21 protein-coding genes are annotated in these 25281 nt (G+C 62.4%); 14 read left to right on the top strand and 7 right to left on the bottom strand.

The features are described 5' to 3' along the window. Positions 1 to 203 precede the first annotated feature (203 nt). Entirely contained in the window at positions 204 to 866 is a 663-nt protein-coding gene (locus tag B9A15_RS19685) for a DNA-3-methyladenine glycosylase family protein (RefSeq protein ID WP_139798504.1), read from the bottom strand. Between the two features lie 159 nt (positions 867 to 1025). Between B9A15_RS19685 and gluQRS the strand changes: the two genes are divergently transcribed. Further along, positions 1026 to 1934 (top strand): tRNA glutamyl-Q(34) synthetase GluQRS, encoded by a 909-nt coding sequence (gluQRS, locus tag B9A15_RS19680; protein WP_084412243.1) that lies wholly within the window; start codon positions 1026 to 1028, stop codon positions 1932 to 1934. A gap of 11 nt (positions 1935 to 1945) precedes the next feature. On the opposite strand, the gene B9A15_RS19675 is transcribed toward gluQRS, so the two are convergent. Then, positions 1946 to 5419, bottom strand: a complete 3474-nt coding sequence (locus B9A15_RS19675) for a PAS domain-containing hybrid sensor histidine kinase/response regulator (protein WP_084412252.1) — start codon at positions 5417 to 5419, stop codon at positions 1946 to 1948. 250 nt (positions 5420 to 5669) lie between these two features. Between B9A15_RS19675 and mscL the strand changes: the two genes are divergently transcribed. Further along, a complete protein-coding gene (mscL, locus tag B9A15_RS19670; protein WP_084412251.1) occupies positions 5670 to 6107 on the top strand; it encodes a large conductance mechanosensitive channel protein MscL in 438 nt (145 codons plus the stop codon). Positions 6108 to 6312: 205 nt separating this feature from the next. On the opposite strand, the gene B9A15_RS19665 is transcribed toward mscL, so the two are convergent. The 5 genes from B9A15_RS19665 to B9A15_RS19645 all read right to left on the bottom strand — a co-directional run bounded on the left by B9A15_RS19665 (position 6313) and on the right by B9A15_RS19645 (position 10532). Next, entirely contained in the window at positions 6313 to 6666 is a 354-nt protein-coding gene (locus tag B9A15_RS19665) for an HPr family phosphocarrier protein (RefSeq protein ID WP_084412242.1), read from the bottom strand. Between the two features lie 4 nt (positions 6667 to 6670). Next, positions 6671 to 7072 carry a PTS sugar transporter subunit IIA gene (locus B9A15_RS19660; protein ID WP_084412241.1) on the bottom strand — a complete coding sequence of 134 codons (402 nt, stop codon included), beginning with the start codon at positions 7070 to 7072 and terminating at the stop codon, positions 6671 to 6673. 281 nt (positions 7073 to 7353) lie between these two features. Next, on the bottom strand, positions 7354 to 7812 hold the full coding sequence (locus tag B9A15_RS19655; protein ID WP_084412240.1) for an HPr kinase/phosphorylase: 459 nt from the start codon (positions 7810 to 7812) through the stop codon (positions 7354 to 7356). A gap of 13 nt (positions 7813 to 7825) precedes the next feature. After that, a complete protein-coding gene (locus tag B9A15_RS19650) occupies positions 7826 to 9625 on the bottom strand; it encodes a sensor histidine kinase (protein WP_084412239.1) in 1800 nt (599 codons plus the stop codon). Between the two features lie 202 nt (positions 9626 to 9827). Next, on the bottom strand, positions 9828 to 10532 hold the full coding sequence (locus B9A15_RS19645; protein ID WP_084412250.1) for a response regulator transcription factor: 705 nt from the start codon (positions 10530 to 10532) through the stop codon (positions 9828 to 9830). Positions 10533 to 10936: 404 nt separating this feature from the next. On the opposite strand from B9A15_RS19645, the gene B9A15_RS19640 reads away from it, so the two are divergent. The 12 genes from B9A15_RS19640 to B9A15_RS19585 all read left to right on the top strand — a co-directional run bounded on the left by B9A15_RS19640 (position 10937) and on the right by B9A15_RS19585 (position 25173). After that, positions 10937 to 13123: a hypothetical protein gene (locus B9A15_RS19640; protein ID WP_084412238.1), complete on the top strand. Its 2187-nt coding sequence runs from the start codon at positions 10937 to 10939 to the stop codon at positions 13121 to 13123. Between the two features lie 151 nt (positions 13124 to 13274). Next, positions 13275 to 14384 (top strand): DUF4214 domain-containing protein, encoded by a 1110-nt coding sequence (locus tag B9A15_RS19635; protein WP_084412237.1) that lies wholly within the window; start codon positions 13275 to 13277, stop codon positions 14382 to 14384. Between the two features lie 85 nt (positions 14385 to 14469). After that, a complete protein-coding gene (locus tag B9A15_RS19630) occupies positions 14470 to 15234 on the top strand; it encodes a trypsin-like serine peptidase (RefSeq protein WP_170923375.1) in 765 nt (254 codons plus the stop codon). Next, the gene (locus B9A15_RS19625; RefSeq protein ID WP_084412235.1) at positions 15231 to 16385 is read left to right on the top strand and encodes a DegT/DnrJ/EryC1/StrS family aminotransferase; all 1155 of its coding nucleotides are present in this window, start codon (positions 15231 to 15233) and stop codon (positions 16383 to 16385) included. The genes B9A15_RS19630 and B9A15_RS19625 overlap by 4 nt, the downstream gene beginning before the upstream one ends. Before the next feature lie 2 nt (positions 16386 to 16387). Beyond that, positions 16388 to 17344, top strand: coding sequence for a glycosyltransferase family 2 protein (locus tag B9A15_RS19620; protein WP_084412249.1), 957 nt, complete (start codon positions 16388 to 16390; stop codon positions 17342 to 17344). Then, positions 17341 to 18276: a WxcM-like domain-containing protein gene (locus tag B9A15_RS19615; RefSeq protein WP_084412234.1), complete on the top strand. Its 936-nt coding sequence runs from the start codon at positions 17341 to 17343 to the stop codon at positions 18274 to 18276. Before B9A15_RS19620 ends, B9A15_RS19615 begins: the two co-directional genes overlap by 4 nt. Positions 18277 to 18304: 28 nt before the next feature. Continuing rightward, on the top strand, positions 18305 to 18685 hold the full coding sequence (locus tag B9A15_RS19610) for a GtrA family protein (protein ID WP_170923374.1): 381 nt from the start codon (positions 18305 to 18307) through the stop codon (positions 18683 to 18685). Between the two features lie 153 nt (positions 18686 to 18838). After that, positions 18839 to 19147, top strand: coding sequence for a hypothetical protein (locus B9A15_RS19605; protein ID WP_084412232.1), 309 nt, complete (start codon positions 18839 to 18841; stop codon positions 19145 to 19147). A 296-nt stretch (positions 19148 to 19443) separates the two neighbouring features. Then, entirely contained in the window at positions 19444 to 20493 is a 1050-nt protein-coding gene (locus B9A15_RS19600) for a class I SAM-dependent methyltransferase (RefSeq protein ID WP_170923373.1), read from the top strand. 3 nt (positions 20494 to 20496) lie between these two features. Beyond that, positions 20497 to 22842: a glycosyltransferase gene (locus B9A15_RS19595; protein WP_084412230.1), complete on the top strand. Its 2346-nt coding sequence runs from the start codon at positions 20497 to 20499 to the stop codon at positions 22840 to 22842. Then, positions 22839 to 24125 carry a glycosyltransferase family protein gene (locus tag B9A15_RS19590; protein ID WP_084412229.1) on the top strand — a complete coding sequence of 429 codons (1287 nt, stop codon included), beginning with the start codon at positions 22839 to 22841 and terminating at the stop codon, positions 24123 to 24125. The genes B9A15_RS19595 and B9A15_RS19590 overlap by 4 nt, the downstream gene beginning before the upstream one ends. A 190-nt stretch (positions 24126 to 24315) precedes the next feature. Beyond that, positions 24316 to 25173, top strand: a complete 858-nt coding sequence (locus B9A15_RS19585; RefSeq protein ID WP_084412228.1) for a DUF4214 domain-containing protein — start codon at positions 24316 to 24318, stop codon at positions 25171 to 25173. Positions 25174 to 25281 lie beyond the last annotated feature (108 nt).

Genomic DNA, 25281 nt, shown 5'->3' with positions numbered 1-25281 from the left:
TGCTCCAACATGTCGCCTTTGTGAAGCCTTGCCCTTCCGCGGTGCGGCGTCCTGCCCATTTCCCTGCGCAAATCGTGATGATCTCCAAGCCGGCGAGGGGGTGTGAAGATGTTGTGGATAAGTTCGTGGATCGCTGTTGAAGGCGCGGTGCGGGTGCTCTCCGCCGCCCGGCAGGCGCGGGACGAAGGGTCGCGGGCAAGGCGTCAAAGGGGCACGGCGTCCCGCCGGGCGGTCGCCGCGTAATAGGCCCAAAAAAGCCGCGCGGCGACCGAGCGGTGTGGCGCCCACGCGGCGGCGATCGCATCCGCTTCCTTGGGTTTTGGTCGCTCTGTGAGCGCGAAGGCATGGGCGAGCGCCGCCTGAAGAGCGAGATCCCCGCCAGGAAAGACGTCTGCATGGCCGACACAGAAGAGAAGATAACATTGCGCCGTCCAGATGCCGATCCCTTTCAAGGCCATCAGTTCCGCAACCGCATCGGGACCCGAAGCGCTCGAGAGACGATCGAAATCCAACCGACCGTCTGCTGCCGCTTCAGCCAAACCGAGGATCGTCCTTTGTTTGGGGCGCGAGAGCCCGGCTGCGCGAAAGGCGTCATCGCTCAGTGACGCGACCGCCAAGGCATCGTCGAGATCGGCTTGGTCCGAGAGCCGGCCGAAGATCGCATCGGCGCTCGCCTTCGAGACCTGCTGCGCGGTGACGATCGCGCAGAGGCCCTTCAAGCCGCCGGGGCGCAGGCGCAGCGGCACCATGCCAGCGGTCTCGACGACGGGGCCAAGGCGTGGGTCGAGCGCCACCAGGGCATCGAGCCCTGCCGCGATATCGGCCTCGCAGGTGATCAGTCGCGCCTCTTTGGTCCCCTTGGTCATCGCCATTCTCCTTTCGCATTCCGTCGATAGGCCGATGCCGCCATCCGCAAAGTCGCGACGCGGCCGCAGCCTTCTTGCGAAGGCGCAGTGTTCAAAGCCATCGAGCCCGCCGCCCTTTGAGGGTTCAAGGCCGATCCAACGCCCGACAGGAGCTCGCCCGTGACCTCGACAGACCGGCCGGTGTTTCGATTCGCCCCCAGTCCGAATGGAGAGCTGCATCTCGGCCACGCCTATTCCGCCCTGATCAATCACGCGATGGCGCGGGCCAATAACGGGCGTTTTCTTCTGCGCCTCGAAGATATCGACCGGGAGCGATGCACCAAGGCCTTCGAGAGGCAAGTCCTCGACGATCTCGTTTTTCTCGGCATCGAGTGGGACGAGGAGCCGCGTCGCCAGTCGGATCATTTCGCCGACTATGCCGCGGCGCTCGAAAGCCTGGCGGCCGAAGAACTCGTCTATCCAGCCTTCATGACGAGGGGCGAGATTCGCAGTTTCGCCGAACGCTATCGTGAGGAGAACGGGCATGACTGGCCGCGTGATCCGGACGGAGCGCCGCTCTATCCGGGCTTCGATCGAAAGGTCTCGACCGCGGCACGCGAGCGAAAGATGGCCGCGGGGGAGCGCTTTGCCTGGCGCCTCGATATGGAGAAAGCGATCGAATTCGTCCCGGCGCTTCATTGGCAGGAAAGCGGCGAGGGGCCATCCGGCGAGACAGGAGATATTCGAGCCAATCCCATGCAATGGGGCGACGTCGTTCTCGGGCGCATGGATATTCCGACGAGCTACCATCTTTCGGTCGTCGTGGATGATGCCCTTCAGGGCGTGAGCGATGTGGTGCGCGGCCGCGATCTGTTTTTTTCAACGAGCGTCCATCGCCTGCTTCAGTCCCTGCTCGGGCTGCCGAGCCCGCGTTATCATCATCACGACCTCATCCTCGGCTCCGATGGACGAAAGCTTTCGAAGAGCGCCCAGGACACCTCGCTGCGCGCGCTGCGGGAAGCCGGTATGAAGCGCGAGGATATCGTGCGGATGGTGGGCTTGCGAGAGGTGCTCAGCGAGGTGTTCTGACGAACGCCGGCCTATTCGGCGGTGATCGGCGGCTGCGACAGGCGCCGCAGGAGCGCGCGTAGGGCCGCCGGTTTGAGCGGTTTCGACAGGACCTCGATCGAGACCGCGCTCGCCGCCTCGCGAAGCTCTAGCGAGCGGTCCGCGGTGACGAGAACGATCGGAAGATCGGCGCGGATAGCCTCGCGCAACTCGGCTGCCGCCTGGAGACCTGTTCCCTTGTCGAGATGGTAGTCGATCAATGCCACGTCAGGCTGCGTCTGCAAATTCGCAAGGCTCTCGATCGCCTCGGCCGCCGAGGCATGGGCGTGGACTGTGCAGCCCCAACCGGACAGAAGTGCGCGCATTCCCTCGCGGATGGCCGCCTCGTTGTCGATCGAGACGATGACGGTGCCGGTCATCGCCCCCGTACCAGCTTTCTTCATCTCGGAGGCAGGCGCTTGAGCGGGTCGGGGCTTTGTTTGGGCCTGGCGCAAGCCGACGCGGAACCGCGAGCCGCGTCCGTGAACGGAGCGCACTCTGATGGGGAGATCGAGCGTGCGGGCGATGCGGTCGACGATGGATAGGCCGAGGCCCAGGCCGGCCGCCGTACGGCTCCCCTCATCGAGCCGCACGAACTCCGTATAGATCGCATCGAGCTTGTCCTCGGGAATGCCGATGCCGCTGTCGACGACTTCCAGCTCGACACCATTGTTGCCCCTGTGGCGGACACCGACCACGACCTTTCCCGTCCGCGTGTACTTGACGGCATTGGAGACGAGATTCTGGATCAGGCGCCGCAGCAAGGCGCGGTCGGAACGGACCGTCGTGCTTGTGCCGACGAATTTCAGCGAAAGGCCTCGCTCGGCAGCCAGCGGCCGCATGTCCGACTCCACCTGCCGCAGAAGCGGTTCCAGCTCGAAATCCTCCATCCTAGGCTGAAGCCCGCCGGCTTCGAGCCGCGAAATGTCGAGAACCGCCTCGATGATTGTTTCGACGGCTTCGAGGGACGAGCCGATGCGCCCCGCCATCTCGGCGCCGGGCAGGTCGGAGAAGCGCTCCTGAAGCGCGGAGGTGTAAAGCCGGGCAGCGTTCAGTGGCTGAAGAATGTCGTGACCGGCCGCAGCAAGGAAGCGCGTCTTGCCGAGATTGGCTGCTTCCGCGTCGCGCCGGGCCCGTCCCAGGGCCTCGTTTGCCGCCGTGAGGGCGGCTGTCCGGTTGCGCACGCGTTCCTCCAGCGTTTCGTTCATCTCGCGAAGAGCCGCCGCTTGGCGCACCCGCTCGGTGATGTCGGAGACGGTCGCCGCGATGCCGCCCTGGGGCATGGGGTTGGCGCGGATCTCGATGACCCGATCGGAGCGGGCAAGGGTCAGAAGGCGGGAGACGGGTGGCTCCGTCAGCGCGTTGAACGTCTTTTCATAAACGCGCCCATCGATCTCGCCGGCGGCCTGGAGCCGGTCGAGAATGGCGGTGATCGGCGTTCCGACCTGACCGAATTCGGCCGGGAGCGCGAGGAGGTCGCGAAACTGCCGATTCCAGAAGGTGAGGCGAAAATCGGCGTCGAGTACCGCAAGGCCCTGATCCACCTGGTCGAGAGCGATGCGCAGGAGATCGCGGTTATATTGCAGTGCCTCCGAGGCATCGTCGAGAAGCCGCAGGGCTGAGCGGGAGGAATCGGCATGGCGCTGGAAGAGAAGCGACAGGACGAGACGGGACGAAGCCGATCCGATCGCAGAGGCGAGTAGCTGCTCGGAGAAGCGGATGATGGCCGTGTCGGCAACTGCGTCGTGTTGCAGCTGCCGCTGCTCCTGGCGACCAAAGGTCTCGAAAGAGCGTTCGGTGCGATCGGCGCCGAGATAACGCGCGATCGCCGCCTTCAGCTCGGCGATGGTGACGCCGGCACGCATTCCGCCCGGGCCGATCCGGCCTTGGCTGTTGGCCGTCGTGAAAACGGAGGCCTGGATACGCTCAAGAGGCGTCGCGCGCCGCGTCAGCGAACCGATGACGACGCCGATCGTGTTTATCGTCAAGGAGAAGACGCTGCCAAAGAGAAGAGGGTCGAAGCCCGGAAAGAGCGATACGAGCGAGGTGGTGCTTTGGACATGATCGGCCGTCGACGGCGCGCCGATGATGGTCGGCAGAAGCAGCGTGTAGGACCAGGCGAGAATGCCGGTCACGAGCCCGACGATCGCCCCCCTTGCATGGGCTCTGCGCCAGAAAAGACCGAGAAGGAGCGGCGGGGCGAGCTGCGCGATGGCCGAGAAGGAGAGAAGCCCGATGGAGGACAGACCGCTTCCAGCGCCCGCCAGGCGATAGAAGATATAGGCAAGGAAGACGATCGCGAGGATCGAGGATCGTCTGACATTGAGGATGAGGCGCGTTGCATCGCTACGGCCGGGATCGCCGATCTTTCTTTGGAACAGGGTCGGCAGGACAAGATCGTTCGAGACCATGATCGAGAGCGCGACGCTCGCCACGATCACCATGGCGGTCGCAGCGGACAGCCCACCGATGAAGGCGACGATCGCCAGCGTGTCCGACCCTGCGCTCAAAGGCAGAGTGAGGACGTAGAAGTCGGCATCGACGGCGCTACCCAGAAGAATAATCCCGGCGGCCGCGATCGGGATCACGAAGAGATTGATGCCGACGAGATAAAGGGGAAAGATCCAGCGAGCTCGGCGAATCTCGACCGGATCGCGGTTCTCGACCACTGTCATGTGGAATTGGCGCGGCAGAAGCACGATTGCCAGCGCCGACAGGCCAAGCGCCGCGAAGAACTCGCCGTCAGGCGGCCGCGTGAAAGCCGCCATGACTTGCGGGTTGTCCAAGGCTTTTTCCAAAAGTTCACCCGGCTCGAAGAGGAAGAAGGTCACCCAGATGCCGATGGCAAGGAGCGCCACGAGCTTGACGATCGATTCCATCGCGACGGCCAGAACGAGCCCGCTCTGATGTTCGGTCGCATCGGCATGGCGCGTGCCGAACAAGATCGTGAACAGGCCGAGCACGACGGCGACGACGAGAGCAAGATCGCCGAAAAGCGGCGGCAGTTTGAAGGCGGGTCCGAAATAGGAGACGAGCGCGGTCACGCTGGTCGCGATCGCCTTCAGCTGGAGCGAAATATAGGGGACAGTCCCAATGACGGCGATCAGCGTCGCGAGCGCAGCGACCCGTTGATCCTTGCCATAGCGCGAGGCGATGAAGTCGGCGACCGTGGTGATGCGCTCGGCCTTGGACAGTTGCACCAGCTTCTCGATGAAGGTCGGCGCGAAAAGAAAGACCAGCATCGGGCCGATATAGATCGCGAGAAAGCTTATCCCGTCGCGCGCAGCGGTGCCGACCGCGCCATAGAACGTCCATGATGTGCAATAGACCGCGAGACTGAGGCTGTAGATCACCGGCCGGCTTCGAACCTGACCCACGATCTGGGCGCGCAGATCGCCCCAATAGGCGACGGCGAACAGGATCAGGAGATAGACGATCGCGACGATGAAGATAAGCCCGCTCGTCACTGTCGTTTTCGCCTCCCGATCCGCTTCGACCAGGCCATGCCGGTCGGCTCTCCACGGGTTCGAGAGAAACACCCGCCAAACAGGCTGTCCAGATGGAAGCTCGTCCGAAGCGGGTTTGATCTCATCGCCCGAGCGAAGAGCGAACACACTTCGAGCCGATGTGCTCTACGAGACGATTGCCGGGACCTGTGCCGAAGCCATATCCCTGCGCCGAGAGAGTTCGCCGTCGAAGGAAGAGGCCGCAAAGGGCATGCTGCAGGAATTCAAGAAGTTTGCCCTGAAGGGCAATATGGTCGATCTCGCGATCGGTATCATCATCGGCGCGGCCTTCTCGGGCCTCGTCAACTCGATCGTCCAGGACCTTTTCATGCCGATCGTGGCGGCGATCACCGGCGGCGTCGACTTCACCAACAAGTTCGTTCCCCTAAAGGAGGGGATCACGGCGGTGACCCTCGATCAGGCGCGGGCGGAAGGACCGGTCCTCGCCTATGGTCGCTTCGCGACGCTCGCCATCAATTTCCTGATCGTCGCCTTCATCCTCTTCATGGTCGTCAAGCTCATGAATCGGCTGAAGCGGCAGGAGGAGGAAAAGCCGGCGGAGGTGGCCGAGACGCCACGCGAAGAACGCCTATTGGAGGAGATTCGCGATCTTCTGGCCGCGCAATCGGGTCAGCAGCCCCGCGTTTGACGCCGAAGCGGCGAAGCCAAGAGCACCGGGTGAAAAAGTGGATGCCGGTTTTTCGCCAACCCGGCGCGTTGTCAAAGAGTTATAGAGCAGCGGCCGATCTTGCTTTACCGCCCGACACTCTAGCGACGGTCGCGATCTGTTCCGCGCTTTTGTCCAGAGTTCAATGCGTGAAGGCAGCATACAACCGTCATTCGAGCGCGTGATCTCAAATCTCTTCGCCGAAGCGGTCGGCCACGAGATCGGCCAGCGCCGCGACGACCGCGTGGGCCTCGGCCCCGGTGGCCGATACGTGGATCTGTGAGCCCATGGTCGCCGCCAACATCATCAGACCCATGATGGAAAGCCCGCCGACGCTCATGCCGTCGCGGGCAACCGTCACTTCCGCGTCATAGCGTTCGACGGTTTGAACGAAGCGCGCCGATGCCCGAGCGTGAAGGCCTCTGCGATTGCAGATGGTCAGGCTGCGCTCGGCGACAGCCGATCGTGGTCCCCCCGGGGAGCACGATGTCCCGTCCTCGTCCGAGACTTCATCCGAATGACTATGCGACACGCTACGCATGATGTCAGCTTCCGCTCAAAACCCGGCTGGCCACGTTGATATATTTCCGGCCGGCTTCCTGCGCATCGACCAGCGCTTCGGCGATCGGCTTCTCGACGCGCACGCTCGCCAGCTTGATCAGCATTGGCAGGTTGACGCCAGCCAGCACGTCAACGCGGCTGCCATCCATCACCGAGATGGCGAGATTGGACGGCGTGCCGCCGAACATGTCGGTCAGAATGATCACACCCTTGCCGCGGTCCGCCCGGCCGACGGCCTCGACGATATCGGTGCGGCGCTGTTCCATGTCGTCTTCCGGGCCGATCGAAATCGTCTCAAAGGCTTCCTGCGGGCCGACAACGTGTTCCACGGCATTGCGGAATTCGTCGGCCAAGCGCCCGTGTGTAACGAGTACCAGCCCGATCATCTGTACCCGTCGCTTTTCGAGCGATCGATCACCATCCGCCTCCCTCACGCAGTCTCTCTACCCGATCAAAACGATAAGAGATTGATTTTCCGTCTCAATCGTCATGAACTCTTAGAAATAAAGACGACAAGATTCGGCCCATGCGGCCGCGCCTTGATCCAGTCTGCATTCTTTCCAGGCATCTTGGCATTGGCGAGGCAAACCGCAAGCGGTATCCGCGTTTCAAACGAACGGGAACGCGAATCTGGCGCGCATGCAACAGTTCACGCCCAAGGATCACGTCAGACATGGCCGCCGGCCAGCAGCGTCAGGAGGATATCGGCGCAAAACGAGGCTTCGCGGGCGGGCAGGGCAATGCGGGCGATCGTTTGGTTGGCGATGCGGATCTGACGGTCTCCCGGCTCCGGCATTCGCAAGATCGCCGACCGCTCTTCGAGATCGATCACGAGGGCGAGGATTGCCGAGGAAGCGACCGTTTCCCGGACAATGCCGAACCCTGCGACCTCGATAAGACCTTGCAATCGTGCCGGCGCCTTCATGTGAACGTGGTCGCCTATGAGGGACAAATCGACGCGATCATCCGCCACCAAACGAGCGCTGAGGCCTTGCCCCGGCGCGCGTCGTAAGAGGCTTAGGCAGAGGCTCGATTTGCCGCTGCCTGAGGGCCCGCGAATGAGAAGGCCCTTCTCGCCGATGACGAGCGCTGTGCCATGAATGTTCTCGCTAGACGTTCCCGACATTCTGCCGCTGGGCTCAGGTGCCGGCGGGCAGGGAAACGGTAAAGCGTGCCCCTTTCGCTCGCCCGTCCGGATCGCCGATATTCTCGGCCTTCAAGGTTCCGCCATGGGCCTCGACGATCTGCCGACTGATCGACAGGCCGAGACCGGAATTCTGCCCGAAGGCCTCGGCATTCGGACGGTCGGTGTAAAAACGCTCGAAGATGCGGTCGATATCCTCGGCCTGGATGCCGGGACCGTTGTCCTCCACCGTGACGACCAGTCGGCTTGCGCGGCGGCGGACGGTGATGTCGATCCGTCCGCCCTCAGCGGGAACGAAGGAGCGGGCATTCTCGATCAGATTGGTGAAGACCTGACTGAGCCGCAGATCATGGCCGCTGACGAGCGTCCCGCCCTTCACATTGGCCGGCACGGGCGCGACCCAAAGGTTGATCGTCGTGGCGCGATCCGGCTTCACGCGGCCCCGAATCCCTTCGACGACGGATTCGAGGAGTTTCGCGATATCGACCGCCTGAGCGATTTGCCGCGCGAGTTCCGCATCGAGACGCGAGGCGTCTGAAATGTCCGTGATGAGACGATCCAGGCGCCGCACATCGTGCTGGATGATTTCGAGAAGCCGGCTTCGGCTCGTCTCGTTCTTGGCAAGCGGCAAGGTCTCGACGGCGCTGCGCAGAGAGGTCAGCGGATTTTTCAATTCATGGCTGACATCGGCCGCGAACGACTCGATCGCGTCGATGCGGGCGTAAAGCGCCTTGGTCATGCCTTTGAGGGCGACGGCCAGGTCTCCGACCTCGTCCGCCCGATCGCCAAAATCGGGAATTTCCGCCCGATCGTTGACCCCGCGCCGGACACGTGTCGCGGCCGCCGACAAGCGCCGCAACGGCGTCGCGATGGTGGATGCCAGGAGCACGGACAGAGCGATCGTGACCAGGGCCGCGACCGCGAAGGTGCGCACGATCGCGGTTCGCTCCGCCTGAACGATCTTATCGATATCCCCACCTTGTGTGGAGAGGAGAAGCACACCGAGAACGGCGCGAAAACGTTGGATCGGCACCGCGACCGAAACGATGAGCTCGCCATTCTCCGTCGCCCGGACGACCGTTGCCGGGCCGCCGGTCAGGGCATTAACCACCTCGGGATAGGTCGTGCCGGAACCGCCGGGCGTCTCGCGATAGACCGGCAATTCGTTGCGCGAGAAGAGATGTTCGAACCACTCGACCACTTCGTCGATCGCCGAATGAGGTTCGGGCTCGACCGGCGGCAGGCCGTATCGCAGGATCTGACCCTGGGAGTAGAGATGGCGGGTATCGAGGATGAGATTGGCATCGCGATCATAGAGCCGGGCCCGCGTGCGGGTCGGCGAGATCAGCCGACCGAGTAGCGGGGCGACCCTTTCGGGATTGATTGGAAAGTCGAGGCTCTCGGTTCCGTCGGAGGAGGGCGTCAGGGTCTCGCCCGCCTGCATTTCAAGAAGGCGCTCGGGATCGAGGGTGATCGAATTCGTATCCACCGTCGCCGAGGATGCGATGGCGCTCGCGATGATCTCGCCCTGGGTCAGAAGGCTTTCGACGCGGGCATCGATCAGCCCGGCGCGGAACTGGTTCAGATAGAGAATGCCCGAGACAAGGACGATCAGCGCGACGAGATTGAGGAAGACGATGCGCCGGGTGAGGGAAGAGAAGATCGTATGAGCAAGGACCCAGCGGATACGGAACAGCCATCGCCGCACGATCGGTAGCCGCCTCAGGCGCTTACGCCGTTTGACCTCGCTCTCGCGCTGCTTGTTCTCCTCTGCCGACCGGCTGATCGCGACCATATGCGTCTGTTCGAACTTTCGCTTTGCTGCGGGTTTCGTTCTAGCTTCTTAGCCAGGCGACCAATGCGGTTGGCCGGTGGCGCTGGCGTTCAAGATCCGTCCTCGTGCCCGACCCGCTCCGTGCTTGCAGAGAGCGCTGTGGTGTGGGGCTTGGGACGCTGGCGCGAGGCCTTGCGCTGGAATGGTTGCGCTTCGACCCGTCCTAGACCTCTCGGAAGCGGTACCCCACGCCATAGAGCGTCTCGATCATATCGAACTCGTCGTCGATCGCCTTGAACTTCTTGCGAAGGCGCTTGATGTGGCTGTCGATGGTGCGATCGTCCACGTAGACCTGCTCGTCATAGGCCGCATCCATCAGCGCATCGCGGCTTTTGACGACGCCCGGCCGCTGGGCTAGCGCCTGAAGGATCAGGAATTCGGTGACGGTCAGCGTCACCGGCTGGCCCTTCCAAGTGCAAGTGTGGCGTTCCTGGTCCATCACCAGCTGGCCGCGCTCGAGCGAGGTTTCTGGATTGGTGCCGGGGCGTACGGCCGCCGCATCCTTGGGCTGGCCCCGTCGAAGGATCGCTCGCACGCGTTCCACCAGCAGCCTTTGAGAGAACGGCTTCCGGATATAGTCGTCGGCGCCCATCTTCAGGCCGAAGAGTTCGTCGATCTCCTCGTCTTTCGATGTGAGGAAAATCACCGGCAAATCCGATTTCTGACGAAGCCGGCGCAGGAGCTCCATGCCGTCCATGCGGGGCATCTTGATATCGAAGATGGCCAGATTGGGCGGACGCAGCTGCAGCCCTTCCAAAGCCGATGCCCCGTCAGTGTAGGTTTCGACGCGATACCCTTCATTCTCCAGCGCTATCGACACGGATGTGAGGATGTTGCGGTCGTCATCGACGAGCGCGATGGTGGGCATGTTGAGCGTCTCCTTTGTCAGTGTGCGCGAAAGCGTCCAATCGGCGCTCCCTCGCATCGTCCGCGGTTCCCGAACCGGGCATGAATGCCGAGCGGTTTCGGAAGCTCGAAGCGGACGCGCCGCAGTTTTCTGCGATCTGTGGCAAGCCTGCATCATTTTTCCGCCATTGGCGAGAGGGCCCGTCACTTCGTCAGGGAGCTAGGCCATCCGATGGCCTCCCGCAAGGTTTGGCGTGGTTCGTTCCGCTTTGATCGGGCGATACGAAGGGCGCGCGCGTCGGGTCTGCAAGCGTGCCGCGATTGCGAAAATGCAGTGCTCGGCCTATGGCGCCGCACCAAAGCCCTGGTCTCGTTGCCAAGACCACCCAAGCGTCGAGAGGGCAATGGGCGAAAGGACCGAACGGGATGACGAAGCGAGAAGGATCGACACCAATCTCGGGCGCCGCCGCCATGATTGCCGTCTTCATGGCTGTCGTTCTGCTCGTCGTCTGGTTCCCCTTCGGCTTCCGAATGTCGGCGCTGATCGAGGCTTGGCAGGTTCTGACCTATTTCGCGAGCTCGGGCGTTTGGTACATCACCGATGCGGCGACACCGCTCGCCCATCACCGTATGCGCCCACTGACGGTCTTTCCCCACGCGCTCGCCTTCACTCTCGAACCCGACGGATTCTCCGCCTGGCATGGGCTGATGATCGCGAGCCTCTTCGTCAAATGTTCGGCGCTCGCTGCGATCGGCCTTCGCTTGACACGTTCGCTGCCCTTGGCTCTCTGGTTCGGCGCCATGGGGGTGCTCTATCCCGCCGATACGCTGCAATATCCGTTTCGCAGCTTCCATATCGAGATGAGTCTTGCGCTGCTCCTTTTGGCAGGCGCCCTTTTCCCGGTGGCAGAAGGACAAAAGGGGCTGTCGCGCCTTGGCCTTTGCCTTCTCCTGCCCGTGCTCGTGGTAACGTCCGGGCTGATGTATGAGACGGCGCTGTTTCTGGCGCCTTTGCCGTTCTGCCTCGCCTTTGCGGAAGATGGTTGGCGCGCTATTCGGCGTTTGAGGGGCGGGCTCGACATCGCTCTTGCATGGGTGACGGGTTTTGCTCTCTGCGCCCTTTATATCGCGAGCGTGCTTCTCGATGGCGGAACCTATCAGAATGCCGTGATCGGCACGCCCGGCTCCGCCGCTCAGGGAATGATCGAGCGCTTGCCGCTCATTTTCTCCGTCGGTTTCATTCGGGCGCTTTTCGAAGGCTGGTGGGACGCGGGTTCCATGGCCGTCGAAGCATTGCGCAATCCGCTCTATCCGCTGATCGCGACAGCGCTCCTTTGCGCCCTCGTTCTCTTGTCCTTTCGATTAAGCGCCGGAGCTTTTCTTGCTCCGATGACGGGTCCGGCACGGGAAGTGCCGGTCGATCGCTTCCGCGCGCTGCGGATCGCCCTGATCGGGTTCGTCTTGCTGGCTTGCGGATATCTGCCCTACATCGCCTCTCCGTTTCATGTGGCGACGGCCCAGCGAACCTTCATCTTCGCCTCGATCGGGGCAGCGCTCGTGTGGCTTGCGGTGCTCATGCCGGTTACCCGTTTCAGGCCTGCCTTGACGGTCGTGCTCGCTGCGAGCTTCGGCGCTGGGCTCGTCTTCCAGCTCTTCCAATTTCATCACTACACCCAGCTTGCCGAATATCAGCGACGGGTGCTCGCGGCCGCCGTTGCCAAGATCGGTCCAGAGCCGAGCGAAAAGTCGATCGTGTTTCTCGACCAGACTGGGGCCATCAATGGGATCTGGGGGCTTGGCGGCCAATTTCTCTATGCGCTGAGCTATATTTACGGTCGCAATTTCGAAGGCCGTCTCGATGTCTGCTACGAACCGGAACATGCGTGGCCGGCTCTCGACCCCTATAACCGACCCGGAACCTGTTGGGAGAGCGCAAACGCTTACGTGTTCCGCCCGAGCCTGCCGTTCGAACGAGGCGGCCTGACCGGTTGGCCTCGCGTCCACATGAAGGACGAGACGAGAGTCCTGACGCTGAGCCAACTGGGAGCCGACATTCCCGCGCTGATTCGACAGTGGCGGTCGGAGAGCCTTCCGCCGAGAGAGGCAGCGACGGTGGACCGCATCGATGCCGTGCTCGGACCGAGCGCTTGGCCTCTCGATTTCGGGATGTTCCCACGGATCGGCGAAGGCGAGCGAAGCGATCGCTTTCGTTGGGATTTCGGCGCCTGGTGGGATCTCGAATGGCCGGTTCGCGGGTTCGGCTGGCTGCCGGTCGAGTGGACGGCTACCCCATTCGCGCACCGCTCGACGAGTTGGCAGACCCGCTACCGGGCGGGCTTCGTCTTCGATCTTTCCCCGGCCGAGACCGACTATCGCTTGACGGCCGAGATTCCAGGCGAGGGTGGTCCGGGTGTCCGGGACCGCCTCGGTGTCGAGGTGAACGGGACACGGGTCCCCGCGCAGTTCGAAGGCACGCAACTGCACGCCGACGTGCCGCGCACTTTATTGCGGGACGGAGAGAACAGCCTGGTCTTCATCGACGAGGCCGCCTCGCCGCAGCCGTCCTATAAGGCCTATTTCGACTGGATCGAATTGGTCCCCCAGTCGCACTGACGAAGCGGAAGGACGGCAACGCTCGAAGTGACTGAGACAAGCCGGAGCGATCGCCGCTGATTTCGACGAAGTGATCCCTCCACGCTTGACGCAGAGCGAGTGCAATGCGAAGCCTTCGGGTCTCGGGGCGTTGCATTTTTGAGTATCCATCATGGAAACCAAATATGGTGGCATCACCTTTCCTTTGGGTGATGTGTCCTTCGCCGACCGTGTTATCGCCTATGATCCGGCCTTCTCTGGCGGCAATGTTCCCAGCGCAACCTATCAAACGCCAGCAGGCGCGATTGGGGCTCCCGACGCGTCCAGTGCGGGCACCTATGTCTCGCTCGGCGCCGGTGGTCGGCTGATCGTCGCCTTCGACGACAATGTCCTTCTGGCCAGCGGCAACAGCGATCCCGAATTGCACATCTTCGAGATCGGTCCCGATGTCGAAGACCAGTTCATCGAAATCAGCGCCGACGGTGTCAACTGGATATCGGTCGGCAAGGTCGACGGGTCGACCGATTCGATCGACATCGACCCGTTCCTTGCCGCCGCCGGTGTCTCGGTGGCGACGCCGTTCCGTTTCGTCAGTATCGTCGACGACATCAATGAAGGCGACAAATCGGGCTCCACGGTCGGTGCCGATATAGATGCGGTCGGAGCCATTGGGGCCGCAAATCTGGAGGCCGGCACCAGCGGCGCCGATCGATTCGATGGCGGGTCGCAATACGATTATTTCGATGGCGGTTCAGGGTTCGATCGCATCGTCTATAGCGAGACCAGCCTCGTGATCGACGGGCTCGGCAATGGCAGTTTCAAGGTCACTGGCGAGGGCTATTCCAACACGGTTACGCGGATCGAGCGGGTCGATCTGGCGGGCGGAGCCTACTATCGGCTCGATGTCGCGCCGGACGAGTCGGCCGCGATCGGCTATCGACTCTATCAGGCAGCCTTTGGCCGAGAACCGGATCAGACCGGGCTTGAGTTCTGGATCGCCCAGCGCGACGGCGGAACATCGACCGAGGTTCTGGCCGCCGCTTTCTTGCGCTCGGATGAGGCACAAGCGCTTTACGGTGGACTGAGCAATACAGGCTTCGTCGACGCCCTTTATACAAATGTCCTTGGCCGGGACGGAGAAGCGGCAGGGACGGCCTTCTGGGTCAACGCCTTGAATTCCGGCGTCTATGATCGGGCGTTCGTGCTCGACAATTTCTCGGCCTCCTCCGAGAATATCGCCGCGGTGGGTGCCGCCATCGAGGACGGCATCTTCTTCGCCTGACCGGCGGCCGTGACTGCGGGCGGTCGTTTCGCCCGCTGAGGACGGCGATCTTTTTCGCCGCGCAATGTTGGCGTATGGACCTGTCATGGTTCATGCGCCCCTTGCTCTCTTCCCTTATGCCGCGCGGCTGTGGCTGACACGCCTTCCTGTCGTAGTCGCGCTTGCAAGCGCGGCGGCGTCTGGCGCGGCGGCAGCCGACAGGCGTCCCGTGGATATCGATGCGCCACCCTTCCAGGCGGTTGGTCAGGTCAATACGGAAGCCTATGGCCGCTGCACGGGCGTTCTCGTCGCGCCGAAAATCGCGATGACCGCAGCCCATTGCGTCTATAATCAGCGCACCAAGCGTTTCCTGCCCCCGTCTTCCGTTCATTTCGTACTCGGCTATGATCGGGGTTCGTATGATTTCGCGACCGTCGCCGAGGATGTTCGGATCGATCAAACCTACGATCCGGCGAACCCGCTCAGATCGATCGACCGAGATTGGGCGATCCTCACTTTGAAGGATGCGGCACCGGCTTCAATTCGCCCAGCGTCGATCGCGGCGGATATCGGCGGAGCCGATCTGCCCTGCATCTCCGCCGGCTTTGCGCGCGAGCGGCCTTACCAGCTCTCGGTCGCCGCCGATTGCACGATCGTCGGGCGCTCGGGGACGACCCTGACGGCAGCCGGCGACATCGTTCAAGGCTATTCAGGCGGCCCGCTCTTTTCTGCTGATACGCAGGCGCTGATCGGTTTGCAGGTCGCCGCTGGTGAACGCGATGGCCAGCGTCTCTTCCTGGCTGTCGGCGCGAGCGCCTGGCGCGATTATGTCGCAGAAATGGGGACCAAATCCTCTAAGGCTGGCCAATGATTTCCGTGCCGATCTTCTCCACCAGAGCGGTGAATACGCCGGAGCTTCTGCGACCGGCTTTCGACCGGGTCGTCGCGAGCCAGCGCTTTGCGCTGGGCGACGAGGTCGAACGGTTCGAAGCCGAATTCGCCGCCTATTGCGGGGCTCGGGACTGCGTCGGCGTCGGTAACGGGACCGATGCGCTGGAAATCGCATTGCGGGCCCTCGGGGTAAAAGCGGGCGACGGGGTCGTGACTGTCGCCAATGCCGGCTATTACGCATCGACCGCAATCCATGCGATCGGGGCGGCGCCCGCTTATGTGGATGTCGATCCGCAAAGCCTCACTTTGTCGCCAGCGTCCTTGTCTGATGCCTTGTCGAAGCTCGAAGCACGGCCAAAGGCGATCATTGCCACGCATCTATACGGCCGCATGGCCGATATGTCGGCCATTCTGGCGCTCGCCGACGAAGCCGGTATCCCGGTCGTCGAGGATTGTGCCCAGGCCCATGGCGCGCGGTTTCTGGGGCAGGGGGCCGGCACCTTCGGGCGCCTCGGATGCTACAGTTTCTATCCGACGAAGAATCTCGGCGCCATCGGTGACGGTGGCGCGGTGGTCGGATCGGACGCGGAGCTCGTCGCTCGGGTGCGACGCCTTCGCCAATATGGCTGGGGCGACAAATATCACGTGGTCGAGGCCGGCGGGCGCAACAGCCGATTGGACACGCTCCAGGCCGCGATCCTCCGCGAAAAACTCCCGCATCTCGATCGCTGGAACGCCGAGCGCCAGGCCATTCTCGCGCGCTACCGGGATGGGCTTGCCGATCTGGTCCGGTTTCCGGCGACAGTCGAAGCGAAACAGGCGGATGTTGCTCATCTGGCGGTGATCCGGCTCGGGGGGCGCGAGCGCAATGCCGTCCAGGCCGCACTTGGCGCGGCTGGCATCGGGACGGATGTGCATTACCCCGTGCCCGATCATTGGCAGAAGGCCAATCGCAATTATCTCACGCCTGTCCTGCTTGGCGAGACCGAGAGGGCCTCCGGCGATGTTCTGACGCTTCCCTGCTTTCCTGGAATGGCGGAGGAGGACGTCGAGCATGTCCTGTCGAGGACCGCGTCGGTCCTTGCCGAGATTCAGCCGATCGCGGCCACGACCTCACCCGGAGCCCGTTGATCGTGCTGACCCTCGTCATCCCTGTCTATCGAAACGAGGGGTCGATCCCGGATCTCGTCCGGGCGATCGCGGGAATCGCGGCACGATGCCCCGAGGGTTTCGAATGCGTCTTTGTCGTCGATGGCAGTCCCGACCGTTCCTATGAACGCCTTCGCGACCTTTTGCCCGATGCGCCCTTCGCCGCAAAGCTCGTCCTGCTCTCGCGCAATTTCGGCTCTTTCGCAGCGATCCGTGTCGGGTTGGAGACCGGCGAAGGCGATCGTTTCGCGGTTATGGCCGCCGATCTTCAGGAGCCGCCCGAACTCGTCACTAAGATGGACGAGACGCTTCGAGGCGGGAACGTGGACGTGGTCGTCGGTGCCCGCGAAGCGCGTGAAGACCCATGGCGCGACAGAACCCTCTCGGCGATCTTCTGGCGGCTCTATCGCCGCTTCGTCGTGCCGGACATGCCGCCCGGCGGTGTCGACGTCTTCGCCTGCAATCGCATTTTCCGCGACACGCTCCTGTCGATGGAGGAGCGGCAGAGTTCGCTTGTGGCACAGATTTTCTGGCTCGGATTCCGCCGTGCGACGGTCACCTATAAGCGGCGCAAGCGCCTTCATGGGCGCTCGGCCTGGACCTTCGCCAAAAAGCTCAACTATCTCCTCGATTCGATCTTCGCCTTTACCGATCTGCCGATACGGCTTCTCATCGGAATTGGCGGGGCGGCCGTCCTCGTCCTCGGTGCGATCGGTCTGACGGCATTCTTCGCCCGATTGCTCGGCTTCATCGATGTGCCAGGCTATACGATGAGCATCATCGTGACGTCTTTCGTTGGCTCGGTGAATCTCCTCGGGCTGGGCATTGTCGGGGCCTATGCCTGGCGGGCCTATGAGAATACCAAACAGCGACCGATCGCCATCCCGATGTCGATCAAGAGCTTTCCCGGCTCTGCGCCCGAGGAGGGCGCTTCCCCATGAGTGACGCCAAACCGTCCGTCTTCGTCCATCCGAACGGTCTGTGCGAGAGCACCGAGATCGGCGAGGGGACGCGTATCTGGGCTTTCGCCCATATCCTTCCCGGCGCGCGGATCGGTGACGACTGCAATATTTGCGACCATGTCTTCATCGAGAATGATGTCCGTCTGGGAAGCCGGGTGACGGTGAAGAGCGGGGTCCAGCTTTGGGATGGCGTGGAACTCGGAGATGACGTCTTCGTCGGGCCCAATGCGAGCTTCACGAACGATCCGTTCCCGCGCAGTCGAGCCTGGCCCGAGAGCTTTCCGAGGATCCGCGTCGCAAATGGCGCCTCGATCGGCGCCAATGCGACGATCCTGCCGGGCATCCACGTCGGCGAACGGGCCATGGTCGGGGCCGGGGCCGTGGTCACGAAGGATTTGCCGCCTTACGCGATCGCCGTCGGCAACCCGGCAAGGGTTATCGGCTTTGCATCGGACAAGGAGGGGACAGATACGCCCGCGCAAAGATCAGCAGCTGCGATCGCCGAGGGTGATCCTCGCCTCCTGTCCTTTCATGAGGTTGCCGAAAAGCGCGGCAGCCTCGCGGTCATCGATTTTGCGGCTGATCTGCCCTTCGTCCCGAAGCGCTCTTTCCTGGTCTATGGCGTGCCGGGCGGTGAAACGCGCGGCAATCATGCCCATAGACGATGCGAGCAGGTCCTCGTCGTTCTGGCTGGCCGGGTCTCGGTTTTCGTGGACGATGGTCGTCAACGTTTCTCGGTGACGCTCGATGGTCCAACCCATGGTCTGCACCTGCCCGTCCTTCACTGGGGCACGCAATGGGGCCATTCGGAAGATGCGATATTGCAGGTCTTTGCCTCCGAGCCCTATAACCGGTCGGACTACATCACCAGCTATGCCGAGTTCCGTGCTCTCGCGACGCCGCCAAGATAAAGCGGATCGGATGAATCCGAGGCCTTCGATGGCTCGGCAAGATGCCGATGGCCGAGGACCCCTGATCCGTTTTCTTGGGGCAGGCATCGTCAATACGGGGCTGACCTACGGTATCTATCTCCTGCTTTTGGCACCGCTCGGCTACGCTCTGGCCTACAGCATCGCCTTCGTTTGCGGGATCGGCATCTCCTTCGCCCTCAATCGCGGCATCGTTTTCAAAAGCCGCTCGCGGTCCTGGCGCCAAGCCCTGTTTCCTCTGATGTATCTCGTTCAGTTTGGTCTTGGTCTCGCCCTTGTTGCCTTCTGGGTCGAGATGCTTGCGCTGCCCGCGGTCTTCGCGACCCCTTTCGCCATCCTTTTCACCGTGCCGCTGACCTTTCTGGCTAGTCGTTGGATTTTCCGCCATTGAATGGCGACGATCGTCATCGATACGAGCTAGAGGGTCACGCCGAGGACACGCAGGGCCGATTTTCCGAACGCCGCCTCTATCGGGACGACGCCTTGCCGCGTAACGAGAACCAACCGTCAATGGGAGCAAGGCTCCGAAGAGTTTGAAAGTCCGATGTCCGACATGCAGCCGCCGATCGAGACGGTCTGGGAGCTGATCTCAGATCTTAGAAACGAAATGCAGGCCACGAAGCGGGCGATGGAAGAGGATGTCGCCGCGACGAGCCTCGGCTATGCCTACGCATTCGCTTCGCTCGCCGAGGCTGCGATCGAATCCGGCAGCCTGGACCGCGATCGTTTCGTGGCGTGGTTGGTGAGCGCTGCGAAACATGCCGATGTTCACGTGGGCAATCCGACGACGCTCGACGTCATCGAGCGGGCAGGTCAGCTCGTCTCAGGCCAAGTCCTTGATACCCCGGAATAACGTTTGTGCGAGGCGGCCTTTCGAAGGGCCGTATCCCCATTGGCTGACAGGGACCCGCGGTTCCGCGTTTCGGCCATGTGCATATCCGAAGGAGCGCCCACATGCCGCCAGAAGACGACAACCGATCACAGCAGCGTACGGGCTTGCACGGCGCGTTGTCCCGCAGCCGCATCACCGGACCGTTGTTTCGTTACGGCCTTTCGATTCTACGCCTCAACAGAACGCGCGGTCTCGTCCATGGCAACAAAGCGCGTTTGGACCATCTCGATCGCCGGATAGACGACCTTCGTCGGGACTTGGATGACGCGCACAGGAAGACGGACGGTCTGCGCCATACCGTCGACGATATGCGCCGTGAGACCGATACCGGACGCGATGATGCCCAGCGCCAGACCGACGAGCTTCGCGAAAAGGTGCGGCGCCTGGAAGAGGGGCTTCGCCAAATCGGCGTCCAGCAGACCGCCCTTTCCCAGAGATCGTCGGCCGATTTGGCGCGGGGCGACCATGCGCGGGTACGTCAGGACGCCAGGATCGCCGCACTGGCCAGCAATGTCGACCTCGTCGAGCGGATCATGCTTCGCAACCCGAACGAGGCGATCCCCGCTGCGCCCGCGATGACGCCTGCTTCGATCGCGCCTCGCGTGAAGAGCCTTCTCGACGATTTCTACGTCGCGTTCGAGAACCGGTATCGCGGGACGACCGAAGACATCGCCTCCCGTCAGGCGATCTATCTGAGCGAACTCGACGCCCTCAATGCCGACTCTTTGACCAGCGGTCCTGTCCTCGATCTTGGTTGCGGACGGGGGGAATGGCTGAAGCTGTTGCGCGATCGTGAGATCGACGGGCTCGGCCTCGACACCAATGCCGGTCAGCTTGCCGAGGCTCGCGATCATGGTCTCGCCGTTCGAGAAGGCGACGCGCTCGCCTTCATGCGGGGCGAGCCGGAGGCGCGCTACATGGCCGTCACGGCTTTCCACATCGTCGAGCATCTTCCCTTTGAAACCCTGGCGGAGTGGATGCTGGAGATTCGGCGTATCCTGAAACCGGGTGGCAAGCTGATCGTCGAGACGCCCAACCCCGAGACGCTCACTGTCGGGGCCTCCACTTTCCACATGGACCCGACCCATCAGAAGCCGGTCCCGAGCGGTCTTCTGGACGTTCTGGCCGAAACCGTCGGTTTCGATCAGCGCATCGTCAGGCCGCTTCATCCCCATCCGCGGCTCAAGGAGGCGATGGAGACGATGCCCGGTGATTTCGCCTATCTTCTGTTCGGCTATCAGGATTACGGCTTCTTCGCCCGTCGTCCGCTGGAGCGTTTCGAGGCCGACGGCCAGGGAGCGGTCTGACCCATGCGTATCGCTCTTCTCAACGCGCAGGTTCCTTTCGTCAGAGGCGGTGCCGAGCTTCTGGCGGAAGGTCTTCAGCGTCAGCTCCAGATGGCCGGCCATGAGGCGGAGATCGTGTCGGTCCCGCACAACTGGAATCCGGCGTCGAAGCTCCTCGACACTCTCTTGGCGGGCAGCCTCGTCGATATCGACGAATTGGGCGGTCTTCATATCGATCTCGCGATCGGATTGAAGTTTCCCGCCTATCTCGCCCGCCATGCGCGCAAGCGGTTTTGGGTGCTCCACCAGCATCGTCAGGCCTACGATATGTGGGAGGACGGCACGAGCGACCTCTTGACACAGCCGGAAGGCGCCATGGTGAAGGCCGCCATCGAGGATGCCGATACGCGCGCCTTCGAGGGCAGGCCCGTCTACACGATCTCGGCCAATGTCTCCGAGCGCATGCGCCGCTTCATCGGGATCGAATCGACGCCGATCTATCACCCGCCCCCGCTCTCCGATTATCTGAAGCCCGGCGCGGACAAAGGCTATGTGCTCGTGCCGAGCCGGATCGGTCCGGCAAAGCGTCAGAAGCTGGTGCTCGAAGCGCTCGCTCTGACGCGCACGCCGGTTCGCCTGATCTTCGTCGGCAAGCCAGATGTTCCTCGCTATGAGGCTGAGCTCCACGCTTTCGTGGCGGAGCATGGCCTGTCCGAGCGGGTCGAATGGTATCAAGGGCTACCTGTCGAAGAGCTCTCCGAGCTTTATGCCGGAGCCCAGGCCGTCGCCTTCGTTCCGATCGACGAGGACTACGGCTATGTGACATTGGAGGCGATGCTCGCCGCAAAGGCGGTGCTCACGACATTTGATTCCGGCGGTCCGCTGGAGTTCATTCGTCATGAGGTCGAAGGCCTCGTCGTCGAGCCGACGGCCGAGGCGCTCGCCCGGGAACTCGACCGGCTCTATGAGGACCGGTCTCTGCGCGGACGGCTCGGTGAAGCCGCGCGCGAGCGCTATTTCGCGATGGATATCGGTTGGGAGCCGGTGCTCGAACGCCTTCTCGCGGACGACACGGCGCATCTTCCGCCGCCGCGCGATGCAGCACCACTTCGCACGCCGCCGCCCTCCGCCGCCTTCGATCTCAGCCGTGTCGCCGCTTATGCCGAACGTCTTGCGGTAAAGGAGACCGAGATCGTCGAAGGCTTGCCTGCCGAAGCGCGGACGATCGACACGGTGCTCGATTCCTTTGCCATGGGCGACCATGCCAGTCTCGAAGTGCGTCGCTATCTCGACGGTCACTGGCTGCGCTATCTCCAGACCCTGCAATATGTGCCCGAAGAGCGCGACTTGCGGGTTCTCGATCTTGGCGGCGGGCGCCCCCATGCCTTTCTCGGTCTGATCCAGCTGACGCGCGAAGGCTCGAGCTTTGCCTCGATCGTTGAGGCCGAAGCTGATGGCCGCGAGCGTTTTCCCTCGATGCGCGGCGGGGACGATCTCATTGTCGAAGCGCGTTCCGCCAATCTGGAAACCGAGCGGCTTCCCTTTCCCGACGAAAGCTTTGATCTCGTCCTGGCGATGGAGGTTTTGGAACATCTGGCGCTCAATCCGGCCCATATGTTCGAGGAAGCGGCTCGCGTGCTGCGGCCAGGCGGGCGCTTCGTGGTGACGACGCCGAACATCGTCTCCTATCGCTCCCTGGCACTCGCCCATCGCGGCGGCGCGCCTTATTCCTTCGGTGTCTTCGTTCCCTATCACGGCGTCTATGGACGCCATAACCGCGAATACACGCCGCACGAGGTCGAGTTTCTGGGACAGATCACCGGTTTCGAAACGGACCTTCTCCAAACCCGCGACGTCTATCGCAAGGAGATCGACCCCTTTACGCCCATGCTGGCCGACCTCGAAAAGGACGATTTTCCGCTCGATCTTCGGGGGCAGAACATCTTCTGGGCCGGTACGAAGACCGGATCTCGACGGCGCAATGACGGTGGTTCGCTCTATCTGGGCGATCCCTTCGCCTTCCGTGGCCAGATCCGCGTCGAGAGTGCAGATGGCGAGATGGTCACGCTTTCGCTCGACAATCAGGGCCATCGGGACTGGAGCGGTGCGGACATCGTCCTCAGCATCAACGCGTTGGAGCCGGATGGTCGCCGGGAAAGCTTCACCATCGACCTGCCCGTGATCGTTCCCGCCGGCGCAAAGCGCCCGCTCGTCTTGCCGATCGGACTTCCGGCTGGTTCGCCCGCCGCGATCCTGACCGTCGAGTTCGAACAGAAGGGGCGTGGTTGGCTGCATCATCTCGGAGTTCGGCGCATCAGCCTGCCGGCCCGGGCTGGCGCCATCGAAGCGCTGAAGACGCATTTCTCATGAAGACGATCCATTGGGTCTCGCCCCTGCCGCCCGATCGCACCGATATCGGCCACTTCACCAATCGAACCTTGCCGGCTTTTGCCGGCAAGGCACGAGTGACGATATGGACTGCGACTGAAAACCCCGTTCCGCCGGACCTTGCCGGTGTCGAAATAAGGCGCTTCGAAAGGACGCCAGAGGATTATGCCGCGCTCAATCGGGCCGACGCGATCTTCTACAATCTCGGCAATCACGGCGGCTTTCACTGGCCGATCCAGGAAATGGCCTGGATGGTGCCGGGTATCGTCATTCTCCACGAAGCCGACCTGCATGGTCTTTTTTTCCATTACTGGCTGGAGCGTCACGACCGCAGACCGATCTATCTGCGTGAGTTGGAACGCGTCCATGGCGCACCGGCAATCGAGGTCGCCCACAAGGTTCTGACCGGCCTCGAACCGGGAGAGGCGATGAAACCGTTCCCACTTCTCTCGCCGGCACTCGTCAATGCGTTTGGCGCCGTCTGCCATACGCAACTGGTCCGCGAGGAGGTCGAGCGGAACGAGCTTCCCGCGCTTCAGGTCGAACTTCCCTATGAAGCCGGTCCGCTGCAGCGGCGGGTCGAGCGCGACGGTCCGATCCGCCTCGTGCAGTTTGGCTATCTCGGCATTCATCGCCGCATCGATTCCGTGCTCGACGCGCTGGCGCGTCAACCCGATCGCGACCTGTTCCGCTTCGATATTTACGGGCCGATTTGGGACGAGCCGATGGTTCGCGGTTGGATCGCCGATCGCGGTCTGCAGGAGATCGTCACCCTCAAGGGTTTCGTGCCAGAGGCCGAACTTGACGAGGCGTTGGCATCAGCAGACCTCGTCTTCAATCTTCGATTTCCGACGATTGGCGAGGCCTCGGGATCGCAGCTCCGCATATTCAATGCAGGGGTGCCCTCGGTGGTCTCGGATATCGGTTGGTTTGCGCAGTTGCCGGACGAGACCGTTTTGAAGGCTCATCCCAAAGAAGAAGCCGGGCTTCTCGATTCCTATCTCACCGCGCTCCTCGGCGACCGCACCGTTTTCGACGATCGAGGGTTTTCCGGACGCAGGCGGCTCGAGACTGTTCATGCACCTGAGGCCTATGTCGACGCGCTTCTTGGATTTACCGAACGCTTGACGGACGCTCGTCGAGGGTTGGCGCGGCAATTCGCCCAGCATCGTTTCGTCGGTGTCACCGACAGTGTCATCGGCTGGACGGCGCCCCTGGAGGCCAAAGGCGTGATCGATCGACATCTTGGTCGGGGATCGATGTAGAGAGGCGTGCGGCCGTGGGAGATTGAGGTGGAACGCCACCATCAGCCGGCCAAAGCGGTCCTGTTGCCGTAAAGTCATAATGGCTTTGGATTGCGGTTAAGAAGCAGTCTATCTGTTGTTCGAACTGGCGAAAGTGAGTATCTGACCTTGCGGCAGTGTGGGCGGCGAGGCCGCTTGGGGGACAAAGCGTATGACTTTCGACTTTTCGGCCTTTATCGATCTGACGATCGGCGCTCTCATCGATATTCTCGAACAATACGGAAACCTCACCCAGACGCTGGATGTCGAGGTGATCATTTCGACTGCGCCTCCAGGCTCGTTGACGCCCGAGACAGCCGATCTTCTGCGTTACATCTGGCAGAACCCCTCGCTCGTGGAGGCCGGAAAGCAAGAGCTCCTGGCAGCGCTCGAGGCCTTTGATCGCGATACGGTCATCGGCGAATATCTGAATGGGGCCGAGGTAGGCGAGGGTGGTCAGAATGGCGGTGGCGGCACGGTTGGTGTCGTTACGGAAGATGGCGGTTTGGGGACCGCAACCTACAGCTTGCCCTACAGCGGCGTTCAAATCCGCGTCGACGGGACGAGCGTCACCATCACGGGGGATGGCTTCTCCGAAAGCCTGAGCAATCTCGAACGCATCCAGTTCGCCGACGGGACGCTGGCTCTGGACAAGGACGGTGCGGCCGGAAATCTCCTCGGTCTTTACGAGGCGACATTCGGCCGGATGCCGGATTCCGCCGGCTTCAAATATTGGATCGATGCTCTTGATGACGCCGTTCTTGACTTCAACGCGGTCGCCAATGCCTTCGTCGCTTCCGACGAGTTCCAAACCGCCTATGCGCGCATCATCGACGACGCGGTCGCCTTCGTGACCGAGCTCTATCGCAATATCCTTGATCGCGATCCGGAAGACGCTGGTCTTACCTTCTGGGCCAACGCCTATTCGTCGGGCCAGATCGACGTCGCCGGGGCGCTTTCCGGATTGGCCTTGTCGGAAGAAAATTCGACGAATGTCGATGCGGCTTTCGCGAACGGCTACTTCTTCTGACGATCCATCCAAAAATAGCGATTCGACCCGGCGCCGCGCGTCTCCCATCGATGGAGATGCGCGGCATTGTTTTTTGCTCGTCACGCGCGCCGGTACGCAATTCGCTTC

Source organism: Fulvimarina manganoxydans (assembly GCF_900176465.1).
Classification (GTDB): domain Bacteria; phylum Pseudomonadota; class Alphaproteobacteria; order Rhizobiales; family Rhizobiaceae; genus Fulvimarina; species Fulvimarina manganoxydans.
This window is presented reverse-complemented; position numbering and strand designations above follow the sequence as displayed.

Coding starts and splice junctions, on each gene's coding strand:
- B9A15_RS19685 (WP_139798504.1), bottom strand. CDS start 866: ATGACCAAGGGGACCAAAGAGGCGCGACTGATCACCTGCGAGGCCGAT.
- mscL (WP_084412251.1), top strand. CDS start 5,670: ATGCTGCAGGAATTCAAGAAGTTTGCCCTGAAGGGCAATATGGTCGAT.
- B9A15_RS19665 (WP_084412242.1), bottom strand. CDS start 6,666: ATGCGTAGCGTGTCGCATAGTCATTCGGATGAAGTCTCGGACGAGGAC.
- B9A15_RS19660 (WP_084412241.1), bottom strand. CDS start 7,072: ATGATCGGGCTGGTACTCGTTACACACGGGCGCTTGGCCGACGAATTC.
- B9A15_RS19655 (WP_084412240.1), bottom strand. CDS start 7,812: ATGTCGGGAACGTCTAGCGAGAACATTCATGGCACAGCGCTCGTCATC.
- B9A15_RS19650 (WP_084412239.1), bottom strand. CDS start 9,625: ATGGTCGCGATCAGCCGGTCGGCAGAGGAGAACAAGCAGCGCGAGAGC.
- B9A15_RS19645 (WP_084412250.1), bottom strand. CDS start 10,532: ATGCCCACCATCGCGCTCGTCGATGACGACCGCAACATCCTCACATCC.
- B9A15_RS19640 (WP_084412238.1), top strand. CDS start 10,937: ATGACGAAGCGAGAAGGATCGACACCAATCTCGGGCGCCGCCGCCATG.
- B9A15_RS19635 (WP_084412237.1), top strand. CDS start 13,275: ATGGAAACCAAATATGGTGGCATCACCTTTCCTTTGGGTGATGTGTCC.
- B9A15_RS19630 (WP_170923375.1), top strand. CDS start 14,470: ATGGTTCATGCGCCCCTTGCTCTCTTCCCTTATGCCGCGCGGCTGTGG.
- B9A15_RS19625 (WP_084412235.1), top strand. CDS start 15,231: ATGATTTCCGTGCCGATCTTCTCCACCAGAGCGGTGAATACGCCGGAG.
- B9A15_RS19615 (WP_084412234.1), top strand. CDS start 17,341: ATGAGTGACGCCAAACCGTCCGTCTTCGTCCATCCGAACGGTCTGTGC.
- B9A15_RS19610 (WP_170923374.1), top strand. CDS start 18,305: ATGGCTCGGCAAGATGCCGATGGCCGAGGACCCCTGATCCGTTTTCTT.
- B9A15_RS19605 (WP_084412232.1), top strand. CDS start 18,839: ATGTCCGACATGCAGCCGCCGATCGAGACGGTCTGGGAGCTGATCTCA.
- B9A15_RS19595 (WP_084412230.1), top strand. CDS start 20,497: ATGCGTATCGCTCTTCTCAACGCGCAGGTTCCTTTCGTCAGAGGCGGT.
- B9A15_RS19590 (WP_084412229.1), top strand. CDS start 22,839: ATGAAGACGATCCATTGGGTCTCGCCCCTGCCGCCCGATCGCACCGAT.
- B9A15_RS19585 (WP_084412228.1), top strand. CDS start 24,316: ATGACTTTCGACTTTTCGGCCTTTATCGATCTGACGATCGGCGCTCTC.